Origin of the sequence: Mycoplasma amphoriforme A39, assembly GCA_000723365.1 — a bacterium.
Classification (GTDB): Bacteria; Bacillota_I; Bacilli_A; order Mycoplasmatales; family Mycoplasmoidaceae; genus Mycoplasmoides; species Mycoplasmoides amphoriforme.
In genome coordinates this window covers 890,244-905,788 of sequence record HG937516.1, presented here as the reverse complement: position 1 = coordinate 905,788, position 15,545 = coordinate 890,244, and the positions used below count along the sequence as shown (strand labels likewise).

10 protein-coding genes and 1 pseudogene are annotated in these 15,545 nt (G+C 31.2%); 3 read left to right on the top strand and 8 right to left on the bottom strand.

What is annotated here, in order from left to right; all coding sequences use genetic code 4:
- Window positions 1-40: 40 nt before the first annotated feature.
- The 4 genes and pseudogenes from ABDB96_RS03445 to ABDB96_RS03430 all read right to left on the bottom strand — a co-directional run bounded on the left by ABDB96_RS03445 (window position 41) and on the right by ABDB96_RS03430 (window position 6,914).
- On the bottom strand, window positions 41-3,223 hold the full coding sequence (locus ABDB96_RS03445; RefSeq protein WP_343251388.1) for a type I restriction endonuclease subunit R: 3,183 nt from the start codon (window positions 3,221-3,223) through the stop codon (window positions 41-43).
- Window positions 3,213-4,331, bottom strand: a complete 1,119-nt coding sequence (locus tag ABDB96_RS03440) for a restriction endonuclease subunit S (protein WP_343251387.1) — start codon at window positions 4,329-4,331, stop codon at window positions 3,213-3,215. The genes ABDB96_RS03445 and ABDB96_RS03440 overlap by 11 nt, the downstream gene beginning before the upstream one ends.
- Before the next feature lie 2 nt (window positions 4,332-4,333).
- A pseudogene (locus tag ABDB96_RS03435) lies at window positions 4,334-5,874 on the bottom strand (type I restriction-modification system subunit M).
- Window positions 5,875-6,326: 452 nt separating this feature from the next.
- Window positions 6,327-6,914 carry a restriction endonuclease subunit S gene (locus tag ABDB96_RS03430; RefSeq protein ID WP_343251386.1) on the bottom strand — a complete coding sequence of 196 codons (588 nt, stop codon included), beginning with the start codon at window positions 6,912-6,914 and terminating at the stop codon, window positions 6,327-6,329.
- Between the two features lie 370 nt (window positions 6,915-7,284).
- Between ABDB96_RS03430 and rpsL the strand changes: the two genes are divergently transcribed.
- From rpsL to fusA, 3 genes are all read left to right on the top strand, one after another.
- Window positions 7,285-7,737: a 30S ribosomal protein S12 gene (rpsL, locus tag ABDB96_RS03425; RefSeq protein WP_343251385.1), complete on the top strand. Its 453-nt coding sequence runs from the start codon at window positions 7,285-7,287 to the stop codon at window positions 7,735-7,737.
- Between the two features lie 4 nt (window positions 7,738-7,741).
- Entirely contained in the window at window positions 7,742-8,209 is a 468-nt protein-coding gene (gene rpsG / locus ABDB96_RS03420) for a 30S ribosomal protein S7 (RefSeq protein ID WP_343251384.1), read from the top strand.
- A gap of 82 nt (window positions 8,210-8,291) precedes the next feature.
- Complete coding sequence (gene fusA, locus ABDB96_RS03415) at window positions 8,292-10,373, top strand: elongation factor G (RefSeq protein WP_343251383.1); 2,082 nt, start codon at window positions 8,292-8,294, stop codon at window positions 10,371-10,373.
- A gap of 505 nt (window positions 10,374-10,878) precedes the next feature.
- Here fusA and ABDB96_RS03410 read toward each other — a convergent pair.
- The 4 genes from ABDB96_RS03410 to fmt form a co-directional block, all read right to left on the bottom strand.
- Entirely contained in the window at window positions 10,879-11,304 is a 426-nt protein-coding gene (locus ABDB96_RS03410; protein ID WP_343251382.1) for a DUF1951 domain-containing protein, read from the bottom strand.
- Window positions 11,305-11,630: 326 nt separating this feature from the next.
- A complete protein-coding gene (locus ABDB96_RS03405) occupies window positions 11,631-12,260 on the bottom strand; it encodes an MPN555 family protein chaperone (RefSeq protein WP_343251381.1) in 630 nt (209 codons plus the stop codon).
- A 218-nt stretch (window positions 12,261-12,478) separates the two neighbouring features.
- Complete coding sequence (locus ABDB96_RS03400) at window positions 12,479-14,602, bottom strand: DUF2779 domain-containing protein (RefSeq protein ID WP_343251380.1); 2,124 nt, start codon at window positions 14,600-14,602, stop codon at window positions 12,479-12,481.
- Complete coding sequence (gene fmt / locus ABDB96_RS03395; RefSeq protein ID WP_343251379.1) at window positions 14,592-15,545, bottom strand: methionyl-tRNA formyltransferase; 954 nt, start codon at window positions 15,543-15,545, stop codon at window positions 14,592-14,594. The genes ABDB96_RS03400 and fmt overlap by 11 nt, the downstream gene beginning before the upstream one ends.

Sequence of the window (15,545 nt, the reverse complement as noted above, 5' to 3'; positions counted from 1 at the left end):
AAGCATCCTAACAGGATAATGGAAATACAAAAGCAACCTTTTACAATTCTACTTCTAAAAAATTTGCATCAAATAAAGTTTTGCTTTGGTAATATTTATCGAACAAGATTTCAAGTTTTTTGATAACTTGTGATTTTATTTTTTCGAATTTGCTTTCGCCTGATTCATTTACACTAAACCGAGATGGACGGTTATTAAAGATTGTTGGAAAATAACTTCCGCTTTCTGATATTCTTCCTTTTTCAAGACAGTCGTTAAAATAAGTTGTTAGTTTGTCGATGTCTAAATCTTCTTCTTGCGCTAATTTATTAAGGTCGTTTTCTTTTTCATTTTCATAAAAATTAACTCACAAATTACGATCAATTTTTAATGACCCGTAATTGACTTTATAGACAAATCTAATAATCAAATCTTTTTTACTCAATAAGAACGAATTTGACTCAATGAATTTGGTAATTTTTGAAATTATTGTCTGCAGGTCAGTTCTTTCATTGTTTTTGGTGTTGTCTTTGTTTCTCACACTTTCTTGAATCAAATTCATGATATAAGAAGGCGTGATTTCATATTGTTCGACCAATTCACAGTTATACGCTAGTTCTTGATAAATTGATGCCACTTTAATATTTCCTTCTTTGCTAGCATTTTTCGCATCTGATCTAATTCTTTGGTAATGACTTTGATAGTCCTGCAATTCCATGGGCGTGATCAATTCTTTATCACCAAAATCACTAAAGCCTCGTAAAAATTGATCATGTTTTAATAACTGCATAAATAATATCGCAAATTCCTTTTTAGCATCATCAGCATCTACATAATTTTTAATAAAATCCTGATTATCTAAAGGAAATTTAGTCTTAATTGCTTTAACAAGTTCGCAATATCGGTTGTAATACTGTTCATATTTATTACCGAAAATCAAATTTCTTTGTTGTTCATCGACACCATATATTTCTAAAGCATCGTTAATTTGATCGTCTAAATTTCTAAAACAAATAACGTTACCAAATGGTTTTAACGAATTATAAATTCGGTTCGTTCTTGAAAAAGTTTGAATTAACCCGTGCCGTTGGAGGTATTTATCGATTCAAATTGTGTTTAATCTTGGTGCATCAAACCCGGTTAAAAACATGTTAACAACAATTAAGATATCAATTTCGCAATCTCGCACTTTTTTACTTAAATTTTTATAATAATTGTGAAAATCTAATGAACTATTTGAAGCGATATTAGTGCTCTTATTGTCATTAAACATTGCGTAATAATCATTGATTGCATTTTGCAAAAAGTTAAGCGATGGTTCATCTAATTGACTAGCATCTTCGTTGTTTTCGTCACCAAGATTGCCATCTAATTCATTTTCTTTTGCTACTTCATTAGGGTTCTGGCTATAAATAATGGCAATTTTTAGTTTTTGCTCATCAGGCAATAGTGCTTGCTGTTTTTTAAATTCATCGTAATACCGTTTTGCTAACTCAATATCAGAAACGGCAAAAAGCGAATTAAATTTCGATTTATTTTTTTGATTATTAGTAAATTTGTCTGATGTTAACTGTTGTTGATATTCATACAACTGTTTTTGTTTTGTTATATCTGAAAAACGTTTTAGAATAAATTGAACAATATTTTCAATGCGTTTTCGAGTTCGAAAAACTTCTTGTTCATTGATCGCATCTACTTGTTGGTCAATGATCTTTTTTTGATCATCAATATCAAACGTCTTAATAAACTCGACATGAAAACTAAGGACATTATGGTTATTAATGGCATCAAGTAAACTATATGTCGCTAAGCGTTCGCCAAAGGTTTGATCAGTTGAAGCTGCCAAATTATTGCCGTCATCTGCAAAAATCGGCGTTCCTGTAAAACCAAACAAATAGTATTTTTTAAATTTGCTAATAATTAATTTGTGCATTTCACCAAATTGGGACCGGTGTGCTTCATCAAAAATAAAAACAATTTCTTGCTCTAAAATACCACTATTTTCTAAAGAATCATTCTTTTCTTTTAAACATTTGGAAATTTTTTGGATTGTGGTTACAATAATTTTTTTAGTTGAATCAACTAGGGCTTTTTTTAATGCATCAGTATTAAACGTTCCGTTTGCCGCGTTTTTTTCAAGGTTGTCATACTCCCGCATGGTTTGGATATCTAAGTCTTTTCGGTCAACTACAAAAATTACTTTAGATATAAACGAATTTGTATCATCTTGCAAGCTTGCAAGCAACTTGGCTGTTTTAAATGATGTGACGGTTTTCCCACTACCTGTAGCATGTCAAACATAACCACATGCTGCTTTTTCTCCGTAAGATTGGTTTTGGTGGGCTTCAATTACTTTTTTAATAATTTTTTCAGTGGCATGAATCTGGTACGGGCGCATTACTAACAAGGATTTGTCTTCAGTAAAGATGCAATAATTAAATAAAATTCTTTGTAAAACTTCAGGATTAAAAAAAGTAATTGCAAAATCCTGTAAGTCATTAATTACCTTATTCTTAGAATCAGTTCAATAACTTGTAAATGTGAATGAATTATTTGGCTTTGATTCCGAAGTAGATTGATGATTATGATTGTCTAGATAACGGTGTCTTGTTGTATTGGAATAATATTTGGTTTCTGTACCGTTTGAAATTACGAAAATTTGGACAAAATTAAACAATGATCCATCTGCTCAAAAACTTTCGTTTTGATAACGCTCAATTTGGTCAAACGCTGTTTTTAATTTAACACCTCTAGCCTTTAGTTCACAGTGAACAATCGGAATCCCGTTTAATAAAATGGTGACATCATAACGGTTTGTTTTACATCCTGTTGCCGTGTACTGATTAATTACTTGTAACTGATTATTGCTAAAATTTTTCGTGTCAAAAATTTTAATATTTTCAACAATTTTATTTTCTTGTTTAATTCCTTCAAGTTTTGATTTGTCTTGAATAATTTTCGTTTTATCAGTCCATTTGTGTTGTGGATTTAAAAAATAGTTGTTTAAGATGCTATTTCACTCTTGATCTTCATATGTGGTATTATTTAATCTTTGAATTTGCTTTCTTAAATTCTTTTTTAATTCCTCATGATTATTAATTGGCAAATATTCATAACCTTGTTCAGTAAGGTTAGTAATAAATTTATTCTCTAATTCTAATTCACTTTCATATTCACCCTGATGGTTAATTTTTGATCTAAATTCGTCGATAACAGTAGGTTCTTTGTTGAAATTATGATTCATGACTATGTTCCTTAAAGGTTAAAAGTTTATTCCGATAATATTCGTACTGTTTGTTTCTGTTAGTTAATTCTGTAGTTAATTCTGTAGTTAATTCTGTAGTTAATTCTGTAAATTTATCGAGAATTTTTGCGATTTTATTTTGGATTTCTAGCGGAGGGATCCGAATTTTAATTTGATAGATTTTAGCCTTGTTTAAATGTTTGATTACTGCACCATGAGCCAAATCAAGAATTTTCTTTTGATTGTTTTTTAAAAAATAAAATAAATATTTTTGATTTAATTTTTCTGAAATAGTTTTGATAATAAAGCAATCACCACCAGCTCAAAAATCTTCTTCAATAAATTGAACATAGCCAGCACGTCCACCACTACTAATTATTATTGTATTATTTTCAGTATTTTTTTCATGTCAATATCCAGATGGTTTCATACCACCGTTATAAACTGGATATTTTCCATCTTTAGCTAGCAATGATTTATTCAATTGTTCACCCTTATATATAGTTATCAAATTTTTTAAGGGTTCAAGTTTTTCTTTAGTAGTTAAAAGTCTATTACAGTAATACTGATACTGTTTTTTGCGATTAGTTAATTCTGTAGTTAATTTTGTAGTTAATTTTGTAGTTAATTCTGTAAATTTATCGAGTATTTTTACGATTTTACTTTGGATTTCTAATGGAGGAACAGGGATTTTAATCTGATAGATTTTATCTTTCTTCATTGCTAAAATAATTGCTCCATGTGCTAATTTTTTGATTTTATTTTGTTTATTTAAGAGTAAATGAAATAAATATTTTTTATTCAATTTTTCTGAATTAATTTTGACTATGTAGCAGAGAATACCGGCTCAAAAATCTTCTTTAACAAATTGAACGTAACCAGTACTTTTGCCACCCCCGCTAATTATTATTGTATTCTTTTCAGTATTTTTTTCATGTCAATATCCAGATGGTTTCATACCACCGTTATAAACTGGATACTGTCCTTTTTTAGATAGCAAAGATCTGTTTAGTTGCTCTCCCTTAGATAAAACTATCAAATTTTTTAAAGGCTCGAAATTAACACCGTTAGGACATTTTTCATGAATAAATTTTTCAATATAATTCATATTTATTTGCTGTGCTCCAGCTGATCAAGAATTTCATTGAGTTCTTTTCGAATTTGTTCTTGTTTACTAACGGTGTTTTTAAGATTTTCATTTAGAACTTTTATGTCAATTATTTCAACTTCTTCTTTTTTCAGTACATATTTACTTACTGATAAATTCACATCATTCTCGATAATTTCTTTTAAAGGAATGCTTTTAGCAAAATGATCGATATCTTTTTTAGTTTTAATTGCATCAATAATTTTATTAATATGCTCAGGTTCTAAATGATTTTTGGTGCCATTTTTGATATATTCATTCGATGCATCAATAAAATAAACCGAACTAGGTTCTTTTTTAGTCTTTTTTCGTAATACTAAAATGCAAGTGGGAATCCTTACCCCGTAAAATAGATTATCGGGCAATTGAATAATCGTATCAATGTGATTATTTTCAATTAAATATTTACGGATTTTACGCTCTGCCCCCCCCTATACATAATTCCTGGAAACGAAACAATAGCAGCAGTAGCATTTGGTTTTAAGTAATGTAAAGAATGCATCACGAACGCTAAATCTGCTTTTGAATTAGGGGCTAATACACCAGCTGGAGTAAATCTTGGATCGTTAATTAAATTGATATTTTTATTTCCTTCTCACTCAATGGAATACGGTGGATTTGAAACAATGGCATCAAAAAGGCGATCACTATTATGTAGTGGATTTATTAAAGTATCTTCACAACGAATGTTAAAATGTTCAAAAGGAATATTATGTAAAAACATATTAATCCTAGCAAGATTATATGTTGTTGGGTTTTTTTCTTGTCCATAATACGTAATGCGTTGGTTTTTTCCTAAAATTTTCGCAAATTTTAATAACAATGAACCCGAGCCACACGCTGGATCATAGACATTTTTGATTCGTGTTTTGTTTTCTTTGGAACCATTGTTTTCAAAATCAATTAAAGTAATTTTTACTAAAAGCTCACTTACTTCTTGAGGAGTGAAAAATTCACCGCCTGATTTTCCAGCATTCGATGAATACATCCCAATTAAAAATTCATAAGCATCACCAAAAAGATCAATTTCATTATCGACAAATTCTTTTAACTTAATGTTTTGAATATCTTGTAAGATTTCGGCCAATTTTTTATTTTTTTGACGAAGGGAATTACCAAGATTTTCACTTCTTAAATTAATACTTGAAAACAAGCCTTTGAAGTTGTATTCGCTATCTTTGCCGATTGCTGAATTTTCAATATTTTTAAAAATCTTTTCTAATTTTATGTTTAAATCTTCGTAATCATTTGTTGCGTTTTTTGTAACATTGCAAAATAATTCGGATGGTTTGATAAAAAAACCTTTTTCTTTTATTAAACCTTTTCTTCCGCGTTCAACATCTTCATCATAACAGTTGGCATAATCAAAATCTTTTTTCTTTTTTTGTTCATCTTCATTAACATATTGACAAAAATTTTCAGAAATATAACGATAAAATAAAAATCCTAAAACATAATTACGGAATTCCCAACTATCAACGCTTCCACGTAATTTTTCAGCCATACTTCAAATCTGTTTATGTAATTCATCACGTTGAGCCTGATTTGCCATATATTTTTCTCTTTTCTTGCTTTGTTTATCTTTTTTAACGATCGCTATAAAGGTTTACTTTTTACCAATTAACCTTGATTTACTGTTGATCTGATGCGATATAATAAAATATCTGTGCACCTGAATTTTATAATAAAATCGCATCATTTTGTTAAATATTGAATTACAAAAATTTTCATTCATTAAAAATAATAAAAAAATAAGGAATTCATTAATTCCCTTAATTTTAGGTACTTGGTTTTTAATAAATTATAATACCAATAATTATTGTAAGTTAAATTCTATTTTTTAAATTTCCGATAAAAGATTACACTAAATTTAACAAATGCATATAAAGTCGTTTTTTAAATCTAAAAACAAAAAGCATATAGTTTATATAAATTACTAAGTTTCAATAATATAATCTACTTTTCAATTAAGTTAACAAGGTTTTTAAACCCATCGAGAATTTTAACCACTTCATTTTGAATTTCTAAAGGAACTATTGGAATTTTCTTTTTATAGATTTCTTCAATTTTTTCTTTTTTTAAGTACAGTGGGTGACTTTTTGCTGATTGGTCATTTTTAGTTAACTGAGCAATTTCTTCTTGTAAGTTTAATAGTGAATAAAATAAATATTTAGGATTTATTTCTTTTAAAGAACTAATGATTTCAACAATGTAGTTATCATCATTTACTAAAGAGTCTTTTTCAATATATTGAAATTGTATAACACTCGAACATCTGCTCAACATAATGGTGTTTTTTGCTGTATTTGCTCTATCAGTAAATCCAGATGGACGATCTTTTGAACTTTTACAAACTGGATTTTTACCATCTTTTTCATTTAACATTCCGGTTATTCTTTCACCAGTTTTTTCTATTTTTACTATTTTTTTTAAAAATTCTGTTTCAATTATGGATTCGTTTTTTTCGCGTATAAGCACAATCAAATTGTTATATTGTTGCTTAATATTTTGTTCTATTTTTTTTCCGTAAATAACATTTTCCATGCTTAAGCCTCGTATTTTAGTGTTGTTTTGGAGATGTCAGATCCCACAGATAATTTAATTCTATTTTTTTTTTTTTTTGCAAGTAGTTATTCTTCAAAACTTTGGATTTAGCAAACTTTTCCAAAAATTATTCCTAATTAAAGCAATGCGATTAAAAGAGTTGAAAGTATTTGTTGGTTTGCTGTGGATTTAGGGCGTTGTGTAAATCAAATAGATGATTTAATCGTTTCATTCTCTAAACAATTTTTTGACAAAAAATATTAAACATTCATTTCCATAAAAAAGATATAAAAGGTTATGCTATAATAAAAACTGCTTTTCGATTTTTGTGGCGATACACCCGGAATCGTTGTTGCAAAACGGAGGTCTCATGGCAACAATTTCACAACTGATTAGAAAGTCACGAAAAAGTAAGATTAAAAAATCTAAATCACCGGCTTTACTAGTAAACTTGAATACCCTTGAAAAAAAAGTAACAACAGTCGCTTCCCCGCTAAAACGTGGCGTTTGTACCCGGGTGGGGACAATGACACCAAAAAAACCAAACTCAGCATTGCGAAAATATGCCAAAGTTAAGTTAACTAATGGCCTAGAAGTATTAGCATACATTCCTGGTGAAGGACATAACTTACAAGAACACAGCGTTGTTCTATTAAGAGGTGGTCGGGTTAAAGACTTACCTGGAGTAAGATACCATATCGTTCGGGGAACGTTAGATACCCAAGGTGTTGGCAAAAGAAAACAACAACGGTCTGCATACGGGGCAAAACGCCCGAAACCTGGAGCGACTTTAGAAGCACCAACTAAGGGAAAGAAGAAATAAGGTTATGCGAAAAAATCAAGCTGAAAAACGTAAAATTTTACCTGATCCGATCTTTAATTCTCCATTAGTGACTCGGGCCATCAACACGATTATGTATTGTGGTAAAAAGGGACTAGCACAAAAAATTTTATATGGTGCATTTGATTTAATTAAACAAAAAACCCAAAAGGATCCCTTGGAAGTTTTTACCAAGGCTTTAAACAATGTGATGCCAAAACTTGAACTAAAAGTTCGCCGGGTCGCTGGTGCTAATTTTCAAGTTCCCACTGATGTTTCTCCTGAGCGTAAAATTACTTTAGGCTTACGCTGAATTGTTTTATACGCCCGGTTGCGTCATGAAAAAACAATGCTTGAAAAAATTGCTCATGAATTAATTGATGCTTCAAATAACACTGGAGCAGCAGTAAAAAAACGTGATGATACGCATAAAATGGCTGAAGCAAACAAAGCATTTGCCCACATGCGAACTTAGTTTCTTTTAACTAAAGTATTGCTAACAAAACACAAATTTAACGATTTTATTAATTTTACATAAGGATATAAATAAAAACCATATGGCTAGAACGGTTCCCTTAGAACGTTATCGAAATTTTGGAATCATGGCACACATTGATGCTGGAAAAACCACAACTTCCGAACGTATTTTATTTCATTCTGGAAAAACTCATAAGTTAGGCGAAGTCCATGAAGGGCAAGCGACCATGGACTGGATGGAACAGGAGAAAGAACGCGGCATTACGATCACTAGTGCTGCGACTTCTGTTACTTGAAAAAACTGTCAACTAAACTTAATCGACACTCCTGGTCACGTTGACTTTACGGTTGAAGTTGAGCGATCATTACGGGTTTTAGACGGAGCAGTTGCGGTCCTAGATGCCCAAATGGGCGTTGAACCACAAACCGAAACGGTATGACGGCAAGCTAGTCGTTATCAAGTGCCCCGGATTGTTTTTGTTAATAAGATGGATAAAACCGGGGCTAACTTCGAGCGGGCGGTTGCTTCGATTCATTCCCGTCTTGGAGTAAAAGCGGTTCCCATTCACTGACCAATCGGGGCAGAAAATGAATTTACTGGCATCATTGATCTAGTAGAAATGCAAGCATTGGTTTTTGATGGCAAAGAGCAAGAAAATTACCAAATCACCACCATTCCTGATGACTTAGTTGAACAAGCTAAAAAAATGCGTGCTAACATGATTGAAGAAATTGTCAATTATGACGATGCCATGATGGAAAAATATTTAGAAGGATCTGAACTAACCACTTCGGATATTAAAAATGCCATTCGTAAGGGCGTCATTACTGCAACTTTATTTCCCGTATTGTGTGGTACTGCTTACCGTAACAAGGGAGTAAAACCATTGTTAGATGCTGTTGTCGATTACTTACCTTCCCCGCTAGACATCCCACCAGCAAAGGGTGCAAACGCGTTAACTGGTGATGAAATCATCGTTAAAAACGACGATAATGAACCGTTTGTTGGGTTAGCATTTAAAGTGGCGACTGATCCTTTTGTAGGTCGTTTAACTTTTGTCCGGGTTTATTCTGGCGTTTTAACGGCTGGATCATACGTTAGCAACGTGCGGAAGGACAAAAAGGAACGGGTTTCGCGATTAGTGAAAATGCACGCTCAACAACGGACGGAAATTGACGAAGTGCGAGCTGGCGATATTTGTGCTATTGTTGGTTTAAAAGACACCACTACTGGTGATACTTTAGCCAAAGAAGGAAGTGAAGTGCAATTAGAAGCGATGGTTTTTGCTGAACCCGTAATTAGTTTAGCAGTGGAACCAAAAACCAAAGCCGATCAGGAAAAAATGGGCATTGCGTTAAGTAAACTAGCCGAAGAAGATCCGACCTTTAAAACCTTTACGCATGAAGAAACTGGTCAAACCATTATTGCGGGAATGGGCGAATTGCATTTAGATATTTTAGTTGACCGGATGCGCCGGGAATTTAAAGTTGAAGTTAACGTTGGTACACCACAAGTAAGTTATCGCGAAACCTTTACCAAAGAAGCAGATGTTGAAGGTAAATATATTAAGCAATCAGGCGGTCGTGGTCAGTACGGTCACGTTGTCATTAACTTTCTACCGAACCACGATAAGGGGTTTGAGTTTGAAGATAAAATTGTTGGTGGAAAAATTCCTAAAGAATATATTAAACCCGTTAAAGCAGGGCTTGAAGATGCTTTAAATACTGGTCCTTTAGCCGGTTATCCGATGATTGATATTAAAGCCCAATTGCACGATGGTAGTTTTCACGAAGTTGACTCGAGCGAAATGGCGTTTCGAATTGCTGCATCTTTAGCCTTGAAGGAAGCTGGTAAAAAATGTAATCCCGTGTTGCTTGAACCTGTGATGTCGATTGAAGTAATTGTTCCTGATCAGTATTTTGGTGACACCATGGGTGATATTAGCAGTCGCCGGGGGAGCATTGAAGGTACTGAACAGCGCGATAATATTCAAGTGATTAAAGCAAAAGTTCCGTTACGTGAAATGTTTGGTTATGCCACTGATTTACGCTCGTTTACCCAAGGCCGTGGCAATTACATTATGCAGTTTAGTCACTATGCTGAAGCACCAAAATCAGTAACAGCGGAAGTTGTCGAAGCCAAAACCCGAAGCAAAAAATAAACCAATTAATCTTATAATTCTTTTCAACAAAAATCTAGTCGTGCTTAATTCACCATTGGATTTTTTTGATTTACATCTTTAAAACTAAAAAATTATTGTTTGGGTACTATTCAACTATCTAGTTAAAAAACTAAGTTTAACTTGTTTATTATTATCAATGATTTTGAGTCTATATATAGTTTGTTCTAGTACATTTAATGAGATAAGTTTTTAAGATTTGTAAAAACCAGTCAAAGTGATGATAAATATTACTGTCATTTGATCATGAATTTTAATTGTAACCTTCTTATATAAAAAACTAAAAAGTAAAATCATGCTTAATTTAAGATGTTTTGCTTTAAAATTTTTTTTGATGACATCAAAATCGAAGATGTCTCACAATGATTAAAAATAACCATTAATTGTTGGGCATGAAAAAAGGATTTAGCATTGCTAAATCCAAGATAATTGAAAAACCTTAATTAATTTAACAAAAATTACTTTGTTTACTAAAAAATCAACAACCTTATTTATCCGAGTGCAAAAAATCAATAATTTGTTTAGCAATGGTATTTTGAATTTTATTTAGTGTTGATCGTTCTGGATCTTCAAAATCATAGGAATGTTTAAAAGTAAGGTAGGAAATACAAAATTCGTCAATGGTTCTTTGATCCCGCTTAAATAATGCTAGGATATCATCAGTTCCGTCACATTCAGATATTATTTTTAAATTTTTCTTAAAATAAATTTTTGCTTCACTCGAATTTTTTAGATCACAAACAAGGCGCATCATTTCTTGTAAATCGCTTAATTTGTAATCCATATTGGCAACTCCATCAGATTCATAAACTTCTTTGATGAAGTCTAATTTCATCCGGTATTCAAAACAAACTTTGTTAAAAATAATGGTTGCTTGATCAATATTGGATTGGTAATTTTTAGATTGAGACATCTTGTTTCCTTATGAAAGAATTTTTAAATTATTTTTTGTCTTTAATCGTTATATTTTGGATAATGTATTAGAAAAAATTCGATCCAGAATAGCAATGTGTAATTTTTTCTGATAACATCCTATCATAAAAATAAACCAAAAAGTAAAAAAAAGTGTTTCGTAAATAACATAACTAATAAAACTGCATTTAAGTTTTAACTAAAAAAATGTCGTGATTATTTTGATTTGATGATTTCTTGTTAACTTATTTATTCAAACTAAAGGTTATTTGGATCATTCTTTTGCATTAAAACTTGAATGAACAATGATTATCATCTTTTATTAATTTATGAAACTGAAGCTTCAGGTTGTTTAATGTTTGGATTGTTTAAATCAAAACGAATCGGAAACGCGGCAATGGTTTTTAAAATTAGTTTTTCTTCCAATATGGCCCTTCTGATTCCTTCAAATTTATCCTTATCATCTAAGACTTCGCGAATTGATTGGTTAGTGCGTTGGTAAAAAACATCAAGCATGGACTTAACTTCATCATCAGATACGGTAATGTTTCATAATTTAGCAAGGTGGTTAAATACCAATTCTTTTTTAATGATCTTATCAGCAATAACGGCAACCCCATTGTCATCTAAAGCTTGTGGACCCGATAAATTTTTCTTTAAATCCGCTTTAATTTGATTAACAAAGTTCGCATCTAAATTAAAATTAAAATGGGTAACAATTTCATTCATTGCTGTCGAAAACAGGTTATCTTTAATTACCACTTGCACCATTTCAAAGTCTAACATTTGGGGGGTAATATTTGGTAAGCCTTTTGATAAACGTTCTTTGTGTTGAGCGATCAAGTTGGCATCAGCAAAGATCCGAGTAATAACTAATTCTTTTTTAAAGTCAATTTCACTGTTAGGAATTGCTGTTGAATTGTTAACTAAATTTTGAGGAGTACTATTATCGTTCATTATGTCATGCTCCAAGATCGAATGAATCTACTAGTGTAGTGTAATTTATATTATATACTATATTTATTATAAATTTAAAAGAAAACCTTGTTGATTCTATGGTATGCATTTATTAAAAAGCAAATTGGTTTTTGAAAAAAAGAAAATAACCAAAATAATTGGATAAACCTTCAACTTATCAATCTTATTTGAAAACATCTTGACTAATAAAATTTAGGTTAATTCTGATGATTTTTTGGTTCATGAGGTTGATGCTTAACAAATGGTTTAAAGCGTTCTAAAATATCAGCGACATAATATTCAACAGCAATCATGGCCCTTACGTCATTTTCACAATAATCTTTTAACTCTTGAACTTTAATTTGCCATGTTAGATCATCGTATTTATTAAAAAAACGTAAACTGGTATGAGCTTGGGCTTGATCACCTTTGCGGATGTTTAATGTACGATAACTTTTGGTTTTGGTAATATCTAAAAATTTTTGGGGTACTAGGGGTAAAACGGCCTTAATTGAATAGTACCCCTTTAAGTCTTTTAAAACAATGTTTTGTTTACTTAAATTAAAAAAATCGGCAAGATCGTACAAGTTTCGAACAATTTTATCAATCTTGTGATTATATTCATCATCGTTAATAATTGCCTTCATTTCCAACAAACGCCCCCTTTCAAAACTTGCATTATAAACAACGTAACTGTATTCATCGGCGTTTGCTTCATACAAGTTATCGACAATTTTTTTAAAAAACGTTGTTTTAATATTGATCGGATCCACAATTAAGTTCTCTTCTTTTTCAAAACCATTACCGTGATCTTTAATGATCGAACATTGGGTGACAATTTGCATGAAGGGTAAGGAGTGATCAATCACCCTAATTGCTAAACTAATGGTTTCAAAATCAAAGTAAACCTTTTTGGCTTTTAATTTCTTAAAAAAATCGTAAGCAGCTTCATAACAGTAAATTCCAGCAACTTTAGAATTGCTGGGCTGTAATACATTTAGGTAGGTTTCAAACGCTTTGGTTAAATTCTTAACTTTTTTGTCACGTTCGTGATTTTTTGCAAAAACTTGTTCCCATCAAATTTTAAATTTTTCAACAGTATATTTACTAGGTTGATCATACTCAATTGGGCCACAATCATTAATAAACAAAAACATTTGGTCCCATTCAATTAATTTTCCTGAATAATTAAAAATGCTAAAGCCTTTTTTGGCATAAATTTTTTGAATTTGGGGGCGAAACCGGAAATCCCTTCAATCGGTCTTGTAGGCATTAGATAAATTAATTTCTACTGTCGTTAAATTTTGTGTTTGGTAAATCTTTGTTAAAATCGCATCAAATTGTTCATTAACTTTTTCTAGCAAATTAGCCACAATATTTAAGGCTTTTTGATTAATGGTAGGCTTGCGTTTTTTTGTTTTTTTCTGTTCTTGTTCATCTTCATCTAAAAATGGTTTTTTATTAGGTACTATGGAATTTTTATGATTTTTGATATTATTAAAGTCTAAATTAATAATATCTGCCAAATTAATTAATGAAGATGAAGTTTTTTTGGCAATTTGTTTGGCTTTAATTAATTCGATGTTATAAAACGATCAGTCCTTAAACTCTTTGGAAAGACTGGAATTTCCGGCTTTGGAACTTTTAGTAACATTAATCCTAGTAAACGAAATTTGCCCCTTATTTTTTTGTTCATACTCAATTAAAAATAAACTAGCTTCATCCAGTTTTTGTAAGGTCGGTTTAATAATTCGTGTATGGTATAAAAATTCTAAGGCATAAATTCGCTTGGAATTAGTCACCCCTTTAGTTTCGTATAATTCATAATGATCATGAATAAAAACAATTGCGTCAGGAATGGACACAAAATGGTTGTGCGTGAAAACTGGATGTAAAAATAGGGTAGGTTCTTTCGTATCAAAAATTATTTGTTTGGTAAATTCGGCCCGTTTTTGAATATCAGCTAAATTGCCCTGGTACAATTGGTCAAAATTAATAATATTGTTAATTTTTAAAGTTTGCTTGGCCACTCGAACTAAATAATTTTGGGCTTGCTCGGCAATGATTTTACCTTCAATGATCCGCGGATCATTTTCATCATAAATATTTGGCGTTAATTTTTCTTCTTTAATTAATTCTAAAACGTCAAATTCAACCGTTTCAATTTCGGATTCACTTTCTTCTAAATTACTTTCATCATCGTCATCTTCACCACTAGAACCTAAAATTTGCTCAATTGTTCCAACAATTTCATTCGTGCTAAAAAACCATAATTGACTCGGGCGATCAAAATAATTTAAAAAATCATTTTTAGTTAAATATAACGGTTTTTTAATTGCCATGATTAAATTGATCTCCGACTTGAAACGGATAAGTTCCATGGTAATCTTTAACTTGGATTTTCTTTTTGCCCGGAATTAAAAATTCGCTTAAATGAATGCAAGAATTTGGTCTAACACTGGTGATGCAAATAAAATTTTTTTCAATGCGATTAATTTTACCTGCCACTTGATCGTGGTGGTGGCTACCTATTGATGCCTTGTAAAATTTTATGAGTTTTGTTAGGTGATAATAAGTGTAGGTAGCTGGAGTTGGTGAAAAAGCGTTAATGTGACTAACAATGGCTTGTGCTGGTTGGTTTCAATCAATTTGTTCTTGCACTTTTTTTAGCATTGGTGCCATTGGATAAACGTTTTTTTTATCTTGTTCAGTTCAAACAACTTGATTATTAATAATATCCAATAAGGCATCATGTAATAACTTTGGTGCCAGTTTGGTAACGATTGCTAATAAATCACCAGCGGTCATTCCTGGTTCAATTATTAAATTATGCTTTACACAAACCGGGCCGGTATCCATTGTTTGTTCCATTTTCATAATACAAATTGAAGTCGTTGGATCATTATTTCAAATTGCGTAATTGATGGGTGCTGCTCCACGATACTTTGGTAAGGTTGATGGGTGAACATTAATGATACCCAATGGAAAACTATCAAGTAAAGTTTGACCTATTTTCTGACCATAAGCCACACAAGCACCAATTTGAGCGTGTAGTTTATTAATAACGCTTAAATCTGCATTAACCTTATTGGGTTGTAAACACAAAATTTGGTTTTCAAGACAAAATTGTTTAACTGGACCAAAAGTGATTTTATGATTTCTTCCATTAGGTTTATCAGGTTGACACACTACCCCAACAACTTCAAAATCATTACTATGGTATAAATATTTTAAACATGCCAAACTTAAGGCTGCTGAACCAAAAAAAACAATTTTTGTTTTCAT